General features: G+C 50.3%; 20 protein-coding genes and 1 pseudogene. 15 read left to right on the forward strand and 6 right to left on the reverse strand.

What is annotated here, in order from left to right; translation table 11 throughout:
- The 7 genes from ACRCZA_RS02630 to ACRCZA_RS02660 all read left to right on the forward strand — a co-directional run.
- Nucleotides 1-330 (forward strand): type II secretion system F family protein (locus ACRCZA_RS02630; RefSeq protein ID WP_438672936.1); only part of this gene is annotated, 330 nt, incomplete at its 5' end.
- Between the two features lie 135 nt (nt 331-465).
- On the forward strand, nt 466-1,395 hold the full coding sequence (locus tag ACRCZA_RS02635; protein WP_438672937.1) for a prepilin peptidase: 930 nt from the start codon (nt 466-468) through the stop codon (nt 1,393-1,395).
- Nucleotides 1,396-1,502: 107 nt separating this feature from the next.
- The gene (coaE, locus tag ACRCZA_RS02640; RefSeq protein ID WP_438672938.1) at nt 1,503-2,120 is read left to right on the forward strand and encodes a dephospho-CoA kinase; all 618 of its coding nucleotides are present in this window, start codon (nt 1,503-1,505) and stop codon (nt 2,118-2,120) included.
- A complete protein-coding gene (gene zapD / locus ACRCZA_RS02645; RefSeq protein WP_438672939.1) occupies nt 2,113-2,853 on the forward strand; it encodes a cell division protein ZapD in 741 nt (246 codons plus the stop codon). Before coaE ends, zapD begins: the two co-directional genes overlap by 8 nt.
- 161 nt (nt 2,854-3,014) lie before the next feature.
- Nucleotides 3,015-3,224 (forward strand): DNA gyrase inhibitor YacG, encoded by a 210-nt coding sequence (gene yacG / locus ACRCZA_RS02650; protein WP_438672940.1) that lies wholly within the window; start codon nt 3,015-3,017, stop codon nt 3,222-3,224.
- A gap of 78 nt (nt 3,225-3,302) precedes the next feature.
- On the forward strand, nt 3,303-3,713 hold the full coding sequence (gene mutT, locus ACRCZA_RS02655; protein WP_438672941.1) for an 8-oxo-dGTP diphosphatase MutT: 411 nt from the start codon (nt 3,303-3,305) through the stop codon (nt 3,711-3,713).
- Nucleotides 3,714-3,830: 117 nt separating this feature from the next.
- Entirely contained in the window at nt 3,831-4,370 is a 540-nt protein-coding gene (locus ACRCZA_RS02660) for a thioredoxin family protein (protein ID WP_438672942.1), read from the forward strand.
- 56 nt (nt 4,371-4,426) lie between these two features.
- Here the strand turns inward: ACRCZA_RS02660 and ACRCZA_RS02665 are convergent, their stop codons facing one another.
- Entirely contained in the window at nt 4,427-5,350 is a 924-nt protein-coding gene (locus ACRCZA_RS02665; protein WP_438672943.1) for a Ppx/GppA phosphatase family protein, read from the reverse strand.
- Nucleotides 5,351-6,670 (reverse strand): ATP-dependent RNA helicase RhlB, encoded by a 1,320-nt coding sequence (gene rhlB, locus ACRCZA_RS02670; protein ID WP_438672944.1) that lies wholly within the window; start codon nt 6,668-6,670, stop codon nt 5,351-5,353.
- A 153-nt stretch (nt 6,671-6,823) separates the two neighbouring features.
- Between rhlB and trxA the strand changes: the two genes are divergently transcribed.
- The gene (trxA, locus tag ACRCZA_RS02675; protein WP_438672945.1) at nt 6,824-7,150 is read left to right on the forward strand and encodes a thioredoxin TrxA; all 327 of its coding nucleotides are present in this window, start codon (nt 6,824-6,826) and stop codon (nt 7,148-7,150) included.
- A gap of 212 nt (nt 7,151-7,362) precedes the next feature.
- On the forward strand, nt 7,363-8,628 hold the full coding sequence (gene rho / locus ACRCZA_RS02680; protein ID WP_438672946.1) for a transcription termination factor Rho: 1,266 nt from the start codon (nt 7,363-7,365) through the stop codon (nt 8,626-8,628).
- Between the two features lie 106 nt (nt 8,629-8,734).
- Here rho and ACRCZA_RS02685 read toward each other — a convergent pair whose 3' ends face one another.
- The 3 genes from ACRCZA_RS02685 to ACRCZA_RS02695 form a co-directional block, all read right to left on the reverse strand.
- Nucleotides 8,735-9,466: a fumarate reductase iron-sulfur subunit gene (locus ACRCZA_RS02685; RefSeq protein ID WP_438672947.1), complete on the reverse strand. Its 732-nt coding sequence runs from the start codon at nt 9,464-9,466 to the stop codon at nt 8,735-8,737.
- The gene (locus ACRCZA_RS02690; protein WP_438672948.1) at nt 9,466-11,472 is read right to left on the reverse strand and encodes a fumarate reductase flavoprotein subunit; all 2,007 of its coding nucleotides are present in this window, start codon (nt 11,470-11,472) and stop codon (nt 9,466-9,468) included. The genes ACRCZA_RS02685 and ACRCZA_RS02690 overlap by 1 nt, the downstream gene beginning before the upstream one ends.
- Before the next feature lie 160 nt (nt 11,473-11,632).
- On the reverse strand, nt 11,633-12,358 hold the full coding sequence (locus ACRCZA_RS02695) for a fumarate reductase cytochrome b subunit (protein ID WP_438672949.1): 726 nt from the start codon (nt 12,356-12,358) through the stop codon (nt 11,633-11,635).
- Nucleotides 12,359-12,894: 536 nt separating this feature from the next.
- On the opposite strand from ACRCZA_RS02695, the gene prmA reads away from it, so the two are divergent.
- The 3 genes from prmA to fis all read left to right on the forward strand — a co-directional run bounded on the left by prmA (nt 12,895) and on the right by fis (nt 15,241).
- Entirely contained in the window at nt 12,895-13,782 is an 888-nt protein-coding gene (gene prmA, locus ACRCZA_RS02700; protein ID WP_438672950.1) for a 50S ribosomal protein L11 methyltransferase, read from the forward strand.
- 168 nt (nt 13,783-13,950) lie between these two features.
- Nucleotides 13,951-14,919 carry a tRNA dihydrouridine synthase DusB gene (dusB, locus tag ACRCZA_RS02705; RefSeq protein ID WP_438672951.1) on the forward strand — a complete coding sequence of 323 codons (969 nt, stop codon included), beginning with the start codon at nt 13,951-13,953 and terminating at the stop codon, nt 14,917-14,919.
- Between the two features lie 16 nt (nt 14,920-14,935).
- On the forward strand, nt 14,936-15,241 hold the full coding sequence (fis, locus tag ACRCZA_RS02710) for a DNA-binding transcriptional regulator Fis (protein ID WP_006083371.1): 306 nt from the start codon (nt 14,936-14,938) through the stop codon (nt 15,239-15,241).
- Between the two features lie 181 nt (nt 15,242-15,422).
- Here the strand turns inward: fis and ACRCZA_RS02715 are convergent, their stop codons facing one another.
- Nucleotides 15,423-16,217: a TetR/AcrR family transcriptional regulator gene (locus tag ACRCZA_RS02715; protein WP_438672952.1), complete on the reverse strand. Its 795-nt coding sequence runs from the start codon at nt 16,215-16,217 to the stop codon at nt 15,423-15,425.
- Nucleotides 16,218-16,761: 544 nt separating this feature from the next.
- On the opposite strand from ACRCZA_RS02715, the gene ACRCZA_RS02720 reads away from it, so the two are divergent.
- The 3 genes and pseudogenes from ACRCZA_RS02720 to ACRCZA_RS02730 all read left to right on the forward strand — a co-directional run.
- Nucleotides 16,762-18,282: a flavocytochrome c gene (locus tag ACRCZA_RS02720; RefSeq protein ID WP_438672953.1), complete on the forward strand. Its 1,521-nt coding sequence runs from the start codon at nt 16,762-16,764 to the stop codon at nt 18,280-18,282.
- Between the two features lie 6 nt (nt 18,283-18,288).
- Nucleotides 18,289-18,657, forward strand: coding sequence for a cytochrome c3 family protein (locus tag ACRCZA_RS02725; RefSeq protein ID WP_438672954.1), 369 nt, complete (start codon nt 18,289-18,291; stop codon nt 18,655-18,657).
- 39 nt (nt 18,658-18,696) lie between these two features.
- A pseudogene (locus tag ACRCZA_RS02730) lies at nt 18,697-19,000 on the forward strand (hypothetical protein); the annotation flags it as partial.

Genomic DNA, 19,000 nt, shown 5'->3' on the forward strand with positions numbered 1-19,000 from the left:
GGTGCCTCGGGCAATGCGGTGTACCGTAAAGCGCTGCTAAAAGTTCGCCAAGAGGTGATGGCGGGGATGCAAATGAACGTCGCGATGCGCACCACTGGCCTGTTCCCCGATATGCTGATCCAAATGGTGATGATTGGTGAAGAGTCCGGCTCCTTAGATAATATGCTCAATAAGGTGGCCAATATTTATGAAATGCAGGTCGATGACGCCGTTGATGGCCTCTCGAGCCTGATTGAGCCGATTATGATGGTGGTGATTGGCACCCTCGTCGGCGGACTGATTGTCGGGATGTACTTGCCTATCTTCCAGATGGGAAATGTCGTAGGCTAACGTAAAAACGGCTGCGCGGTTAAGGCACTGAGTTAGCAAGGCCCATGATGCTGTTAAAGCCAATAGTGCGGTGACAGCTCAAGGTGCGATAACCTTAACCACGCCGCTTTACGTTAACACCATAAGATAAGAAGAATGACTGAATCTATCTCCCTTTTTGGCGCTGCGCTTGAGCAGAGCCCTTGGCTGTTTGTAGTACTAAGTTTTGTGTTTGCCGCGACTATCGGCAGTTTTTTAAATGTGGTGATCCACCGCACCCCGGTCATGATGAAACGGGAATGGCAGCAGGAGTGTAATCAGTATCTTACTGAGTATCACCCCAAGGTTGTCGCCCAAGTGGGTATCGACACCCTCAACCAACCCTTAGACAGTTATCCCACCCGCTACACCTTGGTCGCCCCAGGCTCTGCCTGCCCTAAGTGCCATAGCGCAATTAAACCTTGGCATAATTTGCCCATCGTCGGCTGGTTAATGCTCAGGGGCAAATGCGCCGCCTGCGCCGCGCCAATTAGTGCGCGCTATCCCTTGGTTGAGCTTATTACGGGCGTACTCATCGCGACCTTGGCATGGCATTTTGGTCCAAGCCTTGCGTTTGTGTATAGCAGCGTGCTCACCTTTGGCCTTATCGCGCTGACGGGTATCGACTTAGATGAAATGCTGCTGCCCGATCACCTCACCCTGCCCTTACTTTGGCTCGGGTTGCTGCTGAATCTTAACCATACCTTTACCAGCCCAAGCGACGCGATTATCGGCGCCGCTGCCGGCTATTTGAGTTTATGGTCGGTATTTTGGCTGTTTAAGTTAGCCACCGGCAAAGAAGGCATGGGCTATGGCGACTTTAAACTGCTGGCGGTCTTCGGCGCGTGGTTAGGCTGGCAAATGCTGCCGCTGATCATTTTGCTTTCATCCTTAGTGGGGGCGATTGTTGGCATCAGCCTGATGATCTTTAACCGTCATCAGCTCGCCAATCCGATTCCCTTTGGCCCCTATATCGCCGCCGCGGGTTGGATTGCCCTCGTCTGGGGCCAGCCGATAGTCGATGCCTATTTGGCCACGCTCCACTAACGGCGCACTTCATTAACGGCGCACGCCACGAGAGGCTCACTTCACTCACGGCCAGTGCAAAAACGCGCTTCGCCCTCTTCAAATCGAGGCGCGAGATGGAGGAAAGTATGTCTAAATTTGTAGTCGGCCTGACCGGTGGCATCGGCAGCGGTAAAACCACCGTCGCCAATTTGTTTGCAGAACTGGGGATTACCTTAGTGGATGCCGATATCGTGGCCCGGGAAGTGGTCGCCAAAGGTTCGGCTGGGCTTAACGCGATTGTGGCGCATTTTGGCAGCCAGATATTAACGCCTGAGGGCGAGCTTGACCGTGGCAAACTGCGGCAACGGATATTTAGCCACGACGAGGAAAGGTTGTGGCTCAATCAACTGCTGCACCCGATGATCCGCCAAACCATGCTCACACAGGTTAACCAAGCCACCTCACCCTATGTGATTATGGTGGTCCCCTTGCTATTTGAGAACGGCTTAGATAGCTTAGTCAACCGCGTATTGGTGGTGGATATTGCGCCCGAGCTGCAAATTAGCCGCACCGTAAAGCGGGACAAGGTGGATGCAGCTCAAGTGCATAACATCATCAACAGCCAATGGAGCCGCGCCGCTAAGCTCGCCAGTGCCGACGACATTATTGATAATCAAGGAGAGATATCACACTTAACCCAAGAGGTGCTGGCATTGCACCAACGCTACCTACAATTATCCGGAGCCGCTAACGCCCATGACTGAATTAGTTTATGAACAGCCATTAAACGAGAAAATCCGTGGCTATTTGCGGCTCGAACACCTCGATAACCAGCTGCGCGATAATCTAAATCAAGATCACCAACAGCGGGGATTTTACCCACTGTTTTCCCTGTGTGAATTGTTAGAACGCTGCGATTATCGCAGCGATGTGCTCAAGGATATCGAGCGCACCTTACCAATATTGCCTGTGGCAGAGGCAAAGGCTCAGGACAGCGCCGAACCGCTCGACCTCGATGCGCTCCGCAGTTCGCTACTGCAGGCCCGCGAAATCCTGCAAAAAACCACCCGTATTGGTGCCGACCTCAAGCAGGATCGATTTTTATCGGCCCTGCGCCAACGCTTTGCCATGCCGGGCGCCTGTTGCAATTTTGATTTACCCCAATTGCATTTTTGGCTCGCCAAACCTTGGGAAGAGCGCCAGCAACATTACCGTGAATGGACGAGCCAATTTACCCCGCTACTGACGCCGATTTCACTACTACTGCAACTGACCCGCAGCCGCAGCCAATTTACCCCAGCCATTGCCCAAGCCGGCTTTTTTCAGGGCGATAGCCAGCAAGCGCTGTCGTTAGTGCGCGTCAAGATCAATGCCGCTCACGGTTGCTACCCCACCATCAGCGGCCATAAAAACCGTTATGCAATCCACTTTGCCCAATTTGATAGGCAACGTCACGCCGATAAGGCGATTGATTTCTTACTGGCGACCTGCGCCTGAAGCCTTTACACTAGCGCCCATGCCCTTGCCGCCAATAAACGGCAAGGGCGGTGCATGGCTAAACCCGCTGAGGCACACGAGGGTTACCCCTCAACCGCTATTGTTAACCCTCAGCGCAACGCCTGCAGCCTGTTCACCCCACAGCGTCACGAGACACCATTATGCCATTAACCGTAAATTGCCCGATTTGTAAAACCCCCGTGGAATGGGGCCCTCAGTCTGAGTTCAAACCCTTTTGTAGCGAGCGCTGCAAACTTATCGACCTCGGGGATTGGGCCAGTGAAAAACATGCTATTCCCGTCAAAACCCCCTTTGATGAAGCCGCCCTCGATGAGTTAGGCTTTGATGACGAGCCCTTTTTTAAAGAATAACCCGCATCAACTTGCCATGAATGCACGACCACAACCTAAGCCCTGTAACCGCTACCCCTTCTAAAAGTGACCGCCATTATGACCAAACGTGTCCATGTTGCCGTGGGGATCATCCTCAATTCAGCCGCGCAAATTTTACTGGCCAAGCGACCCGCTCACCTCCATCAAGGTGGTAAATGGGAGTTCCCCGGAGGCAAGGTTGAGCCCGGCGAAAACGTCGTAGAGGCGCTGATCCGGGAGCTAAAAGAGGAGCTGAATCTCACTGTGCACGCCAGCAGCCCTTTTATGCAGTTAAGTTACGATTATCCCGATAAACAGGTGTTACTGGATATTCACACTGTCCAGCACTTTAGCGGGGAGGCCGAGGGGCTAGAAGGCCAGCAACTGGCGTGGGTAACCCCCTGCGAGCTAAGCCTGTATGATTTTCCCGATGCCAATCAACCGATTGTGGATAAGCTGCAAGCAGCAGCCTCACAGGCTGGGCGGTGATTGGTGCTGGCACAGCGTGATCTGGCTTGCAGCAACCACATAATGTTCTTTTAGAAAGCCACCATTGGTGCTTGAATGGCGATCGCGTATTCTTTTCTTCGATTTAAAGGCCATATCATGCACAATAATGTTAAAACATTACTCGCCACTACCGCCTTATTCTTTAGCTGTCAGGTATTTGCTAACGGTGGCTGCGGGTTTGAAGAGCAACAACAGGGATTAATTGCAACCTGTAGCGAGGAGAAACAAGAAGTGATTTTAACCGGCATAGTCGAAGCACAACACTTGGTCAGTGAATTGAGCGAGTTCACCGAAGGCTATAAAACTTATCAGGTGGATACGTCAGCCATTGCGCCACTCAAATCCATTACCCAGCCCACTGAAATCATAGTGATTATTGGGACATGGTGCCCTGATTGTCACCGTGAAACTCCGCGCTTTATTCGCATTATGGAAGAAGTGGCCAACCCCCATATCAAGGTGACTTATATCGGCGTTGATCGCACTAAGCAGGATCCGCAAGGGCTGGCGGCACAATACGAGTTTAGCCGGATCCCGACCTTTATTATCAAGCAACAAGGTAAAGAAATCGGCCGGATTGTTGAGCGCCCAGAGGTGTCTCTTGAGCAGGATTTAGCGGCAATATTGGCGCAATAACGGATGAAAGAAGCTAGGTTTTAGGCCTAGCTTCTAGCTTCTAAAATCTAGGCAGGTTAGGCTTGGTCGTGGACTCGCTGCGCCAACATCATTAACACCCCTTCCCGCAACGCACCACCGGAAAGCGATAAGTGCTCAATCCCCAATAACTCAAATAGAGCCAATAGGATAGCTACGCCCGCCGCAAAAGTCGGCGCACGCTCACCACATAATCCTATCACGCCAGCACAGGAGCTATCCTTTTGGGCGAGGATTTCAGCCTTAAGTTGCATGAGGACATCGAGGGTGATGGTTTCAGAAAGCTGGCGATGCATTAACACTTCCACCACGGATTGCACCGCGCCAGAAGCCCCCACCACACAATGCCAACCTAAGTCGCGCAGGGTTTTACGATGTTCAGCCAAGGTGAGCAATACTTGCCGCTTGGCATCATCAAAATCCAATTGCTGCAGCGGCATGCTACTGAAAAATTGGCGATTATAAGTCACGCTGCCCATGGGCAAGCTGGTCTTAAACAGCACTTGATGCCCATCGCCAATGATAAACTCAGTGCTAGCGCCCCCAATATCAATCACCAAGCGCCGCCCTTGTCCACAGGTGGTGGCCACCATGCCTTGATAGATCAATTCGGCTTCACGCATCCCCGAGATCACATCGATAGGATGGCCAAGCAGCGGCAAGGCGCGCTGCTTAAACTCCTCGGCATTCCCCACGGTGCGTAAAGTGGCCGTTGCAATAACGGCGACATGTTGCGGCTGAATATGATGTTGGGCGAGCATTTGCGCAAACATCGCCAGACAATCGAGGCCACGTTGAATGACCTCTTGGCTGAGCAGACCGTCTTCACCAATGCCTTCGGCTAATCTTACCTTGCGCTTATATTTAGCAATAATATGGGGCTGACTGCCTTTGGTTCTGGCGATCAGCATATTAAAACTGTTAGAGCCTAAGGTAATGGCAGCATAAGCAGGTGTTAGCATTTAAGAATGTCTACGCGTCCGGTCATGACGCGGTGGACGGCCACCGCTACGATGCGCGCCCTGTGGGCGAGATACACCTGAACGCTCACGCAGATTACGGCTACCCGTAGGGTGTTTACGATGAATTTTCACTGGAGGTGGAATATCATCAAGCAGCGCCGAACTATCGTAATTACTCACCGGAATAGAGTGATTGATGTAACTTTCAATCGCGGGCAGATTGAGAGCATATTCTTCACAGGCAAAGCTTACGGACACCCCTTTATTACCGGCGCGGCCAGTCCGGCCAATGCGATGAACATAATCTTCGCAATCGTCTGGTAAATCATAGTTATACACATGAGATACATCAGAAATGTGTAAACCACGGGCCGCCACATCGGTCGCCACTAAAATATCCAGCTGACCACTGGTAAACTGCTCAAGGATCCGAATACGTTTTTTCTGTGGCACGTCACCGGTTAACAAACCGACTCGGTGACCATCGCCTTCCAGCCACGACCATACATTTTCGCAGCTGTGCTTAGTGTTAGAGAACACGATGGCTTTTTCAGGCCAATCTTCCTCCAGCAGCGTCAGCAACAAGCGCATTTTATCCTCTTGGGAAGGATAGAAAATTTCTTCTTTAATATTCTTTGACGTTTTTTCTTCAGGGGCAATTTCGACCTTCACCGGATCATTCATATGATCGTAGGCCAGTTCCTGCACCTTCATCGACAGCGTCGCCGAAAACAACATGTTTAGACGTTGATTTGCCTCAGGCATACGTCTAAATAAAAAGCGTATGTCTTTGATAAAGCCAAGATCGAACATGCGATCGGCTTCATCCAATACCACGGCCTGAATCGCATTGAGGCTAATAATCCCTTGGCGAACATAATCAATAATCCGCCCAGTCGTCCCAATCAGGATATCCACGCCCTGATCCAGCACCTTACGCTGCACCTCATAGCTTTCACCACCGTAAACAATCCCCACTTTTAAATGGGTATGCTTCGCCAGCAAAATCGCATCTTTGGCAATCTGGATCGCCAGCTCGCGGGTCGGCGCCATAATAATGGCTCGCGGCTGGTTTAACTGACGCCCTTCAGGGATCGGCGTCGATAAGAGGTGGTTAAAGGTAGCAACCAAAAACGCCATCGTCTTGCCAGTCCCGGTTTGGGCCTGACCTGCAATATCTTTTGATTGAAGTAATACGGGTAATGATAACGCCTGAATTGGCGTACAAAATTCAAAGCCGTTTTCAGCAAGAGCCTGTTTTACCTCTGGATGCAGAGGAAGGTCGGCAAATTTTTGGGTAGATAAATGTGTTTCGCTCATAGCGCAAGCATACCATTTGGGGTTGCAATAAGATACTCGATCGTTTGAAATAGCCACATTGTAAAAAAGGTAACTTGAAAAGCTATTTTTCACCCCCAATATACATGGTAAGCCATTAACAAACCAGCAATGGCAACCAAACTGGAGAACATCATGAGCGATAAAATTATATACCTGAGCGACGACAGCTTCGAAAACGACGTATTAAAGTCTGATTTACCAGTATTGGTCGACTTTTGGGCTGAATGGTGCGGCCCTTGTAAAATGATCGCTCCCATCCTTGATGATGTCGCAGAGGAATATGAAGGTCGCGTCACTATCGCTAAATTAAACGTCGACCAAAACAATGTGTCTCCAGCCAAATATGGGGTTCGTGGCATTCCTACCTTATTATTGTTCAAAAATGGCGAATTAGCGGCCACAAAAGTGGGCGCGCTATCCAAAACACAGTTAAAAGAGTTTATCGACGCGCAAATCTAACTTGCCTCGTAAATGAGTGACCTCCGGCACAAGCTCCAAATTAATTGTGCCGGAAGTTCCCTAAATTTCTGGACGCCCCGCTTCGTTAGTGCTACTTTAATAACCAGATTATTTCTAACTAAACCACTTCTCGCTCGTCAATCACTATCCTGAATCACAAACTTTACTGATTGATCGCGGTAAGCTTTGTCTCGCAACACAAGACCCCCAACATGAACTTAACTGAATTAAAAGACACGCCGATTTCTGACCTAGTCTCGCTAGCCGAAAATATGAAACTCGAAAATATGGCCCGTGCTCGTAAGCAGGACATTATTTTCTCTATCCTTAAAGCCCACGCAAAAAGTGGAGAAGACATTTTCGGTGGGGGTGTATTAGAAATACTCCAAGACGGTTTCGGCTTCTTACGCAGCGCGGATGGCTCTTATTTAGCAGGCCCTGACGATATTTACGTCTCTCCTAGCCAAATTCGCCGCTTTAACATGCGAACGGGTGACACCATCTTTGGTAAAATTCGCCCCCCGAAAGAAGGCGAGCGCTATTTTGCCCTACTGAAAGTCAATGAAGTTAACTTCGATAAACCCGAAAACTCTCGCAATAAAATCCTCTTTGAAAACTTAACGCCACTCCACGCAGAAGAACGCATGCGGATGGAACGCGGTAACGGTTCCACCGAAGATATCACGGCCCGTATTTTGGATTTATGCTCGCCTATCGGTAAGGGCCAACGCGGCTTGATTGTTGCGCCGCCAAAAGCGGGTAAAACCCTGTTGCTGCAAAACATCGCGCAATCCATTACCTATAACAACCCAGAAGTGGTGTTGATGGTATTGCTGATCGATGAGCGCCCAGAGGAAGTTACCGAGATGCAACGCTTGGTGAAAGGTGAAGTCATTGCCTCTACCTTCGACGAGCCAGCCAGCCGTCACGTTCAAGTCGCTGAAATGGTTATTGAAAAAGCTAAGCGCCTCGTTGAGCATAAAAAAGACGTGGTGATCCTGCTTGACTCTATCACCCGTTTAGCGCGCGCTTACAACACCGTTATCCCATCATCAGGTAAAGTGTTAACCGGTGGTGTGGACGCTAACGCCCTGCACCGTCCTAAGCGTTTCTTTGGTGCGGCTCGTAACATTGAACACGGCGGCAGCTTGACCATTATCGCAACGGCCTTGGTGGATACTGGTTCTAAGATGGACGAAGTGATCTACGAAGAATTTAAAGGTACCGGTAACCAAGAACTGCATCTGTCGCGTAAAGCGGCGGAAAAGCGCGTCTTCCCTGCCATTGACTTCAACCGCAGCGGTACCCGTCGTGAAGAAAAACTGACCAATCAAGAAGAACTGCAGAAAATGTGGATCCTGCGTAAGATCTTAAATCCAATGGATGAAGTCAGCGCAATGGAATTCTTAATTGATAAGCTGGCCATGACGAAGACCAATGATGAGTTCTTCACCGCGATGAAACGCGCTAAGTCTTAATATCAGCGTCGATTTCAATAAAAAGCCGCAGTGTTCACACTGCGGCTTTTTTGTGTTTGCGCTTTGTTAGAGAAATCGATTCAAGATTCTCGCGCCTAGAGGCGTGTTAAACCAAGGTCTGCGCCATTTTGCGGCGCAGGTAGGCAATTTGCTGCATGTGCGGCAAATCCTTCGGGCAGTTGTCTTGGCAACCCAATAAGGTCATGCACCCGAACACCCCGTCCTGATTGCCGATCACATGGTAAAAATCATCCGCAGCGCGATTGTCACGACTGTCCATTTCAAAGCGGGCGATTTTCATCATCCCTACGGCACCAACAAAAGTCTCACGCATTTGCTTGGTCGCACAGGCCGATACACACACGCCACATTCGACGCAGCGCTCTAACTCATATAAACGCGCAGCTTCCTCTGGGTCCATCGGATCCTCAAGGCGATGCACATTGATATCGTTCGACTTGGGGTGTAGCCACAACTTTAAGCGCTCAGCCAGTTCGCGCATAAACTTGCCAGTATTCACCGATAAATCCCCAATCAGCTCAAAGCCAGGGAGCGGCATTAAGGTAATCTCGCCCTTAGGATATTTGGCGGTTAACGTCCGACACGCCAGCGTCGGAAAACCGTTAATCACCATGGCGCAGCTACCACAAATACCCGCACGGCAGACAAAATCAAACTGCAGCGATGTGTCTTGCTCTTCGCGCAATTTATTGAGTGCAATAAACACTGTCATCCCCGGGGTTTCAGTGAGCTGATAACGAACCATTTTTGGCTTATCGTTCGGCTCCTGCGGATCATAACGAAAAATATTAAAGGTGAGCGTTCGACCTTGGCTCATTATGATTGTTCTCCTAAAGCATTGGCTGACGGTGTGGTTAACGTATCGCTTAAGCGTTCATTTTTCGGTTGCAGGCTTGTTGGTAAAGTAAAAGGCATGAGGGCCTGCTGGCGTTGATAGCGATCGGCCTCTTCCCCTAATCCAGCCAAGATTTCGGCAATTTGCTGCTCGCGTTTTTCAGTATCAGGGTGAGCTATCGCATTGTTAATACCATAGCCGCGATAACCTGGAGGTAACTCCATTTTCATCACATCGAGCGCTTCGTACTGCAGCACCGGCTCAAGCGCATTGGCATCGGGCCAACTGGCTAAGGTGCGGTTAAGCCAATCGCGATCATTGCGCTGGGGATAATCCTCGCGAGCATGGGCGCCACGGCTCTCAGTGCGCGCCGCCGCGCCGCAGGCCACGGTTAAGGCCACCTTGAGCATACGCTTAACCCGTAATGCCTCGACTAACTCTGGGTTGGCGTGACGTTTTTTACACTTCAGCCCAAGCTTGCGCGAACGCGCTAGCAAGGCTTTCAGCTCAGCCACGGCTTTGTCGAGCTCGGGGCCATTACGGAAAATGCCCACATAATCCATCATAATGCGCTGCATTTCGCGCTTAAGCTCAAAGGGGCTTTCGCTGCCATCGCCATCGACTAGGGTGTCGATTTCAGTCTGCACCTGCTGCAAAAACTGCTCGGCCAGCTGAGTGTTGATTTCTAGGCTGTTGTTTTCACAAAAATCAGCGACGTATTTGCCAATAATCATGCCACCCACCACGGTTTCAGCCAGCGAGTTGCCGCCTAATCGATTAAAACCGTGCATATCCCAACACGCTGCCTCGCCCACACTAAACAACCCTTTAAGCTGCGGGCTCTCTCCCGTCGCGTTAGTGCGAATGCCACCCATGGAATAATGCTGGGTTGGACGCACAGGGATCCACTCTTTGGCGGGATCGATCCCAAGGAAGTTTTCACAGATTTCCTGCACTTCCCTTAGGTTAGTCTCGATATGCTTTCGCCCAAGCAGGGTGATATCCAGCCACAGGTGGGGGCCGTAGGGGCTATCAACGCCTTTACCTTTGCGAATATGCTCAGTCATCCGCCGGGATACCACATCGCGCGAGGCCAGTTCTTTTTTCTCCGGCTCATAGTCCGGCATAAAGCGGTAGCCGTCCTTATCACGCAGTAAACCACCGTCACCTCGGCAACCTTCGGTGGTCAAAATCCCCACGGGCACAATCGCGGTGGGGTGGAATTGCACCGCTTCCATATTCCCTAGGGTCGCCACGCCAGTTTCCAGCGCCAGCGCTTGGCCGATGCCTTCACAGATTATCGCGTTGGTAGAAACCTCATAAATACGGCCATAGCCACCGGTCGCAATCGTGGTGGACTTAGCGACATAGGCACGCAGCTCGCCGCTCACTAAACAGCGAGCAACCACACCGTGACAGCGCTGGCCATCGTGGATAAGCGCTAGCGCTTCAACCCGCTCATGGACAGGAATATCCATAGAAATCGCTTTATTATCCATGGCATAAAGTAAAGAGTGACCTGTACCATCGGCGGTGTAGCACGTGCGCCATTTTTTGGTGCCACCAAAATCTCGGGCATTGATCAGGCCATGGGCCTCTTTGGCTTCATGCAGCGTCACTTTTTGCGCATTAACAATCACATCTCTTGGACCTGCGCTCACCCTTGACCAAGGCACTCCCCAATTGGCAAGCTCGCGCACAGCTTTAGGCGCGCAGTGGGCAAACATGCGGGCGACATCCTGATCACAGCCCCAATCGGAGCCTTTAACCGTGTCTTGAAAATGCACATCTTCATCATCGCCCATGCCCTTAACCGCATTGCCCAGACTCGCCTGCATCCCACCTTGGGCCGCCGCCGAGTGAGAGCGCTTTGCCGGAATAAGCGATAACACTAAGGTATCGAGTCCGCGCTCCTTAGAGGCAATGGCGACCCTAAGGCCCGCAAGCCCCGCGCCCACCACTAATGAATCGGTATAAATCAGTTTCACGCCTGCTCCTTAACGGATCTGCTGTTATTATTGAATTTTTTCATATTATGTATGCCACCACGAGGGTCGAGTGATGGCGTAAGTGGGTGGATCGCGACACGCTTAGCATCCGCTAAACCTGCCAAGGGGCAAGACGGCCACGACCACTCATCTCGGCCGCTTATTCGGGCACAAACGGCTGCACTGGCAGGCTCAACTCGCTGCCGATGAACAAATAGGCCACTAGGCTTGCGCTACCTAAACAAAGTAAATAGATGATGAGCCCCTTAACTAACCTGCGCAGCCCTTGGCGCTGCAGCGTAAGGCCCCACTTAATCGCCACACGGTACAAACCAATCATGGCGTGGATCACCACCGCTGGCAGCAGCAGGGCATACAGCAGCCAAGCGTTATCGTGATACACGCGCTCTGCGGATAAATGCGGACCAATTTCAGGATTTAATATCATGGTAAATAGGTGCACTGGCACCAAAAAAAACAAGATAAAACCCGTCACTAACTGCCAAAACCAGGCATGGGTATCTTTGTGGTTGATGCCCCCCAAGTGCGTGCGCAGGGCGCGCCATTGACCTAATTGCACTGGGAAACGCCGTAAGGCCAAGGCCGCATGGAGCATGACCACGACGAGAATCAAGACCGAGAACACTTGAGTGACAACCGGAAAACCATGGCCATCACGACTCAACATGCCACCTTCCAGTAATTGCACCACGTAGTAAAAGGTCTCTTTGCCCAGCAAAATGGTCGATTCAAAGTGCATATGCAGCAAGAGAAAACAGCCGAGCAACACTCCGGTCGCGCTCTGCAGCTTATCCGCCTTGGCCGACCAAGGATGGCCTAACGCGGGGGTTATCACCCTATTGTGAACTCGAGTTGTGCTGATCATGTTACCTCTACTCTTATGGTTTATCGTTGACACCTCTTGGCAAATTACACCATAGCAGCAACCCAAATCATCGTTCAGTGTCACAGATTTAAAGCGTGAGCCAACTCACCCGTTAGAGTGCAACTCTTAGATGAAGATCACAAACCACCAGACAAAACCAAACAAAGGTAATACCAATTAACCAATAAATTTCAGCATGTTATATAGGCAAGTAAAACTAAATCAGGCATTAGCACTGGGTATCCAATAACCCCACTCATCAGTAAATGATACGGGTTCTGCCATCAACAGATGCGAATAAGAGTGCTAAGCCATACCGCCAAGGACTCACCATGAGGTCACTGCGATAAAAAATGAGCCCCTTGCGGCGAGGTGGCCATGGTCGCTAACTGCCACACCGAATCGCGAGTAATCATCCAAACTCGGCCTGAGGCCTAGCGCTGAGATGTCGAGGCCAACCGCGCTGACGCTCGCATCTTCAGTGGGCTTAGGGTTACAATACCGCGATTGTTCACCCTTAGCCGCAGGATATTCCCATGCCTTGGATCCAACTCCGCATTAACACCAATAGCGACGATGCTGAAGCCATCAGCGACGTGCTCATGGAAGCTGGCTCGGTTTCCATCACCTTTGAAGATGGAAAAGACACCCCTATATTTGAACCCAAACTGGGCGAAACCCCACTGTGGCGCGATACCGTAGTGGTCGCGTTATTTGAGGCAGAAACCGACCTCACGCCGACCATCGAGTTTTTAAAAACCCTGCCGTTTTTGGGCGAAGACTTCAGCCACAAGATTGAACAAATCGAAGATAAAGACTGGGTCCGTGAGTGGATGGATAACTACCACCCCATCCAATTTGGCAAACGCTTATGGATTTGCCCAAGCTGGCGTGAAGTCCCCGATCCCAGCGCTGTCAATGTGATCTTAGATCCGGGCCTCGCCTTCGGCACCGGCACCCACCCAACCACTGCACTATGTTTAGAGTGGTTAGACAGCCTAGATTTAAGCAATGAAGAAGTGATCGACTTTGGCTGTGGCTCCGGCATCTTAGCCGTCGCCGCCCTCAAACTGGGCGCGAAAAAAGTCACCGGTATCGACATCGACTACCAAGCGATTGACGCCTCTAAAGCCAATGCCGAGCGAAATGCCGTCGCCGACAAGCTCGAACTGTATCTCCCAGAAGATCAACCCGCCGATCTCAAGGCCGATGTGCTCGTGGCCAACATCCTCGCCGGACCACTGCGCGAATTAGCGCCCTTAATCGCCGAACGGGTAAAACCCGGTGGCAAGCTGGCCCTTTCAGGCTTACTTAAAGAACAAGCCCAAGAAATCAGCGAATTTTACGACCAATGGTTCGATATGGACGAAGCGGCTCACAAAGAAGATTGGAGCCGCTTGACAGGCACGCGCAAATCACAGTAAGCAGCGGCGCAACATGCGCCGCTACTGGCTTAGGCCAATTTTGCCATTGACTTCTCAAGCCTTAAAAGTCAAGAAAAAAAATTGCGCCTAGGTCATTTATTGACCTTTTCACAGCCTACAAAAAGGGCTACTATAGCGCCCCTTTGAAGCGCTAAGGTGAAACAGAAAATGCAGATTGGACCCTATCAACTGAACAATCAGCTGATCGTGGCACCAATGGCAGGTGTCACCGACCAAGCCTTCCGAAATCTCTGTCTTCGTTATGGCGCAGCCCTTGCGGTATCAGAGATGCTCTCGTCCAACCCCGACGTTTGGGATACCGACAAAAGCCGCCAGCGTATGACGCACTCTGGTGAGGAAGGAATACGCTCAGTGCAAATTGCCGGGGCAGATCCAGAGTTAATGGCACAGGCCGCCCAGTTCAATGTTGAACAGGGAGCCCACATCATTGATATCAATATGGGATGCCCGGCAAAAAAAGTGAATAAAAAGCTGGCAGGTTCAGCACTCATGCAAAATCCACCGCTAGTAAAAGCCATTTTACAAGCCGTGGTCGCCGCCGTGAATGTCCCTGTCACCTTAAAGATTCGCACCGGCTGGGAGCCAGAGCACAGGAACGGTGTTCAAATCGCCCAGATTGCTGAGGATTGTGGCATTGCCTCGCTCGCCGTTCACGGCCGCACGAGACAATGTATGTACAAAGGCGTTGCCGAGTACGACACCATTAAAGCCATCAAACAGAAGGTCTCGATTCCTATCGTCGCCAATGGAGATATCGACAGTCCGGAAAAAGCCCGCTTTGTGCTGGACTATACCGGTGCCGATGCTCTGATGATAGGACGGGCAGCTCAAGGACGACCTTGGATTTTCAGAGAAATCCAGCACTATTTGGATACGGGTAATAAGCTAGCGCCCATTGAGGTAGCCCAGCAACGCGCAGTCATGCTGGAACATCTCACCAAACTTTATGATTTATATGGTGAATACAAGGGTATCCGCTTCGCCAGAAAACATATGGGATGGTACCTAGACCAAGAAGCTCAGCGCCAATTTCGGGCTGACTTTAATCGGCTGGAAACCGCTGCAGAACAGTATTCCCTCGTGGAATGTTATTTTGATGAATTAGTACAGAATTAATAAAGAGCAGAATAGAATGTTTGATCAGACAACTAACACTGAAGTTCACCAGCTTACCGTTGGCAAAATCGAGACCGCAAACGGCACAATCAAGCCCCAGTTATTACGTGACGCCGTCAAACGCGCCGTAACTAACTTCTTCGCACAGTTGGACGGTCAGGAAGCACAAGAAGTTTATGAAATGGTGCTAAGCGAAGTTGAAGCGCCTCTGCTTGACATCATCATGCAACACACTCGCGGCAACCAAACCCGCGCAGCCAACATGCTCGGTATCAACCGCGGTACTCTGCGTAAGAAATTGAAAAAATACGGCATGAACTAAGACGGATTTAAGTCTTAAGCTGTTGTATTGAAACGGGCGGTTCAGCAATGAACCGCCCGTTTTCTTTGGGTCGCGTCACAGCGGTACTCAATGCCAACACAGGCGATAATGTTTACTAGGCTTAATGTTACGACTAAGTGAGCTTAAGCGGATGGTGACATCAACAGCTTAAGTGCGCGCATTAAGCAACGTTAACCTGCTGGCGGGTGCAGCAGGCGGTGATGTCGTTGGCGCTTTTAGATGACATCGCGCTGCAGGCGGCGCAGCTCATATGATCGCGGTAATGTTGATCAAAAAACTGAATCGAGCGCGCTTCGAGGGTATCGAACAATTCAGGCGTTAAGGGTTTTTTCCACTTATATTGCCCCATCAATTTGGCCAAATGTCGATAACAGGTTTCGCGGCGGTTAGATAAATATTCTGGCGCGATCAACTGGCTTTCAAATTGGGTAAGCGAGCCGGTTAAGTAAAAGGTGATCCCCTGCACTAACTCTTGCACTTGCAAGGGCGTCGCCTCTAACTCATTATTGCTCACGGCTAAATTTAAGGAATCGGTAAACCATCCCCAAAAGGCATTAATGCGCTTTTTAAAACGCTCGACTTTTTCGTCGCTGGCCAGTTGCCAGACCATGGTATTGACGGAGATCGAGCGCAACGTGGCAAAACTTTTACTGCGCTTGATGGTTTCGAAGGTGAATAGGACGGGCAGTAACACCCGTTCTTGTGCGGTTAATTGCGGGTTATTATGGATAAAAGCCGGCAAATGATTAGAAGTGGCACTCCTTAAAAATAAGCAAACCAACACATCTTCTTTGCGCTCAAAGAATTTATACAGCGTGCCAGTAGAACAGCCTACTTCTTGAGCAAGCTGAGAAAATTTAAATGACACGATACCTTGCGACTCAATGAGCTGCTCAGCAGCATCGAGTATTTGATTGCAACGCAAAATGGATAACGTATCAGATGGACATTTCATTCACTTAACCCCAGTAGCACTAAACCCGATATTATGCGGATTTCACCTCTGCTTGTTGAGAGGCGTTAAGGACGAAGCGGGATGGTGCTCACGTTGAGGGCACTTTATTTACCCGCTTTGTGAGTTACCTCAAGCACACATTGCCATAACAAGTTAGCGCTAAAAATTAAAACGATTTCATTTTCCGTGATAGGCCACTTCACCAAGGCTGCTGATGCTCAATCGGCTCAACCAACGACAACGCATATTCACCGCTTCACCTGCCTAGGGCGACCAAGCAAGGCCCCATCGATTCACTCAATTCAATCGACTCAATATCCATGACATTACCATCTCTGGATGTCAGTCCGTTGCCATAACATGAGGTGGCTTTAGGGATCCGCCCCCTCTCGAATAACTCATATTAGCCCTATCGCAGGAAAAGATTATTCTAGATATACCTCACGAATAAGTTTGCCACACCCAAAAAGCCGTGACTTAGTTCACCTTTGACCTCCCGCATAACCTCTATCTTGCTTGCATACCGAAGTAGAGGATTGACAACATGCATAATAGAAGAAGTTTTTTAAAGCTAGGTGCGGGTGCCGCGATAGGCGGTATCGCAGCAGCTTTACCGGCAACAGCGGCAACCAAAGAGTGCGCGGCGAACATCCAATGGGATGAAACCCGCGATATTATCGTCGTTGGCTCCGGCTTTGCAGGTCTATCATCCGCATTAAACGCTAAGCGTCAAGGCCTAGGCTCTGTACTGGTATTAGAAAAAATGCAGGTGATCGGGGGCAACTCGGCGATCAACGGTGGCTGGTTAGCTATCCCGAAAAACCCCATCCAATTAGCGCAAGGCATCAACGATGACTCGCCCGAAGAGCTCGTTAAAGATCAGATCATTTCTGGCCGCGGCATGCAAAATACCGACATGTTACGCCAAATGGCCAATCGCGCCCTCGATGCCTACCAATTGTGTATCGACGCCGGAGTCAAATTCCGCGAAGGCTTTAACCAACAAGTGGGCGGCCATAATAAGGCGCGTGCTATCCGTACCCAACACGGCGTGGGCGGTGACATCACCACTAAGCTGTATGAAGTGGGTAAAAAAGAAGGCGTTGAATACCGCCTGCAGCACTATGTTGAAGACTTCATCATGGATGGCCAAGAGATTGTCGGCCTTAAGGTGCGTCAAAATTACCGCTTCCCAGATCTCAAAACCGGTAAAACCATCTATATCAAAGCCAACAAGGCCGTTATCCTTGCCCACGGCGGTTTTTCTCGCAACTTAGTGCTGCGCGAGTTGGTTGATCCTGCGCTGGATAAAACCTTGGATTGTACCAATGCCCTCGGCGCAACTGGCGAAGTGACCTTAACGGCCATGGCCCACGGCGCTTTCCCGGTACACATGAGCTTTATCCAAACAGGCCACTGGGGCTCGCCGGATGAAGGCGGCTTTGGCTGGTCCAATGCCCTACTCTCGATTGGTTTCCATAAAGGTATTTCAGTCAATGTGTTAGACGGTAAGCGTTTTATGAATGAACGCGCCGATAGAAAAACCTGCTCCGACGCCATTATGAAAAACCGTCATCCAGATGGCTCACCTGCATACCCAGTGGTGTTTTTTAACCATGACGATCATGTTGGTGCCGAAGAAGTCACCCGCGCGGTACGTGACCAAATCGCTTGGAAAGTCGATAGCCTTGAGCAATTAGCTAAGCAATTCAATATTCCACTTGCACAGCTCAAACAAACCGTAGCCGAGTACAACAAGCAAGTACCACAGCGCATTGACCCCTTGTTTGGCCGCATGATGGATACGGCTGTCGAGCTTAAAGCACCGTTTATTGTGTCGCGTATTTGGCCAAAAGTGCACTACTGCATGGGCGGCTTAAAAACCGATTTAGGCGCAAGAGTGCTACATAGCCAAACCCTAGCTCCGATGAAAAATCTCTATGCCGTTGGCGAAGCAACTGGCGGCACTCATGGTGGAACACGTTTAAGTTCAACAGCTTGCCTAGAGTGCTTAACGATGGGAATTATCGTTGCTGAAACCATCAAATCTGACACGCAGGCCTAAATCATCATGAATAAATTACTACTGACACTCGTTATCGGAACTCTCTTTGCTGGCGCAGCAAATGCGGGGGAGCTGGTCAAAATGAAGGGCAGCACCCATGGCCGAGCCAACCATGAGTTTATCTATCAAGAAGGTTGTAAAGGCTGCCACCAAGGTTCAGGCAAGCAAAACTCAACCGATGCCGCCTGTGTTGAATGTCACGGTGAGATCACCAGCATTCCCGTGGATGAGAAAAAGCTGCCGATCCCTGAGGCGCATCCACACAAGTCTTTGCACTACAACGAAGGCGCTAGCTGCTTAGCCTGCCACGGCGAGCATGAAAAGAAAGCCCCAGTGTGCGCCGAGTGTCACCGCACTTGGTTCCATGAGATGTAATTAATTTTTTAAAATACAAATACTAAACTAAAGGTAATGATGATGAAAAAACTCAGCCGGTTTATGTTGTCCGCCGTCGCCAGCACCATGGCACTTTCAAGCTCAGCGGCATTTGCTGCACAAGCACAAGAAGATGGCATTAATATTGGCGGCGCTGTCCGCGTTAACTATGGCTACCGCGATTACGACGAAAAATCGAAGGACAAAGGCGGTGACTTTAACTTCGATATGGCCGCCATTAAATTTGACGGTAAAAAAGGCGATTTCGGTTTAGCTGCCGAATACCGTTTTACCTCAGGCACAAACTATATCAAGTATGGTTATGGCTACTACAACATTGATC

The organism is Shewanella sp. (genome assembly GCF_051658185.1).
Lineage (GTDB): Bacteria > Pseudomonadota > Gammaproteobacteria > Enterobacterales > Shewanellaceae > Shewanella.

Excerpts from the sequence above, each read along its gene's own strand:
- ACRCZA_RS02635 (WP_438672937.1), top strand. The coding sequence starts at position 466 with ATGACTGAATCTATCTCCCTTTTTGGCGCTGCGCTTGAGCAGAGCCCT.
- coaE (WP_438672938.1), top strand. The coding sequence starts at position 1,503 with ATGTCTAAATTTGTAGTCGGCCTGACCGGTGGCATCGGCAGCGGTAAA.
- zapD (WP_438672939.1), top strand. The coding sequence starts at position 2,113 with ATGACTGAATTAGTTTATGAACAGCCATTAAACGAGAAAATCCGTGGC.
- yacG (WP_438672940.1), top strand. The coding sequence starts at position 3,015 with ATGCCATTAACCGTAAATTGCCCGATTTGTAAAACCCCCGTGGAATGG.
- mutT (WP_438672941.1), top strand. The coding sequence starts at position 3,303 with ATGACCAAACGTGTCCATGTTGCCGTGGGGATCATCCTCAATTCAGCC.
- ACRCZA_RS02660 (WP_438672942.1), top strand. The coding sequence starts at position 3,831 with ATGCACAATAATGTTAAAACATTACTCGCCACTACCGCCTTATTCTTT.
- ACRCZA_RS02665 (WP_438672943.1), bottom strand. The coding sequence starts at position 5,350 with ATGCTAACACCTGCTTATGCTGCCATTACCTTAGGCTCTAACAGTTTT.
- rhlB (WP_438672944.1), bottom strand. The coding sequence starts at position 6,670 with ATGAGCGAAACACATTTATCTACCCAAAAATTTGCCGACCTTCCTCTG.
- trxA (WP_438672945.1), top strand. The coding sequence starts at position 6,824 with ATGAGCGATAAAATTATATACCTGAGCGACGACAGCTTCGAAAACGAC.
- rho (WP_438672946.1), top strand. The coding sequence starts at position 7,363 with ATGAACTTAACTGAATTAAAAGACACGCCGATTTCTGACCTAGTCTCG.
- ACRCZA_RS02685 (WP_438672947.1), bottom strand. The coding sequence starts at position 9,466 with ATGAGCCAAGGTCGAACGCTCACCTTTAATATTTTTCGTTATGATCCG.
- ACRCZA_RS02695 (WP_438672949.1), bottom strand. The coding sequence starts at position 12,358 with ATGATCAGCACAACTCGAGTTCACAATAGGGTGATAACCCCCGCGTTA.
- prmA (WP_438672950.1), top strand. The coding sequence starts at position 12,895 with ATGCCTTGGATCCAACTCCGCATTAACACCAATAGCGACGATGCTGAA.
- dusB (WP_438672951.1), top strand. The coding sequence starts at position 13,951 with ATGCAGATTGGACCCTATCAACTGAACAATCAGCTGATCGTGGCACCA.
- fis (WP_006083371.1), top strand. The coding sequence starts at position 14,936 with ATGTTTGATCAGACAACTAACACTGAAGTTCACCAGCTTACCGTTGGC.
- ACRCZA_RS02715 (WP_438672952.1), bottom strand. The coding sequence starts at position 16,217 with ATGAAATGTCCATCTGATACGTTATCCATTTTGCGTTGCAATCAAATA.
- ACRCZA_RS02720 (WP_438672953.1), top strand. The coding sequence starts at position 16,762 with ATGCATAATAGAAGAAGTTTTTTAAAGCTAGGTGCGGGTGCCGCGATA.
- ACRCZA_RS02725 (WP_438672954.1), top strand. The coding sequence starts at position 18,289 with ATGAATAAATTACTACTGACACTCGTTATCGGAACTCTCTTTGCTGGC.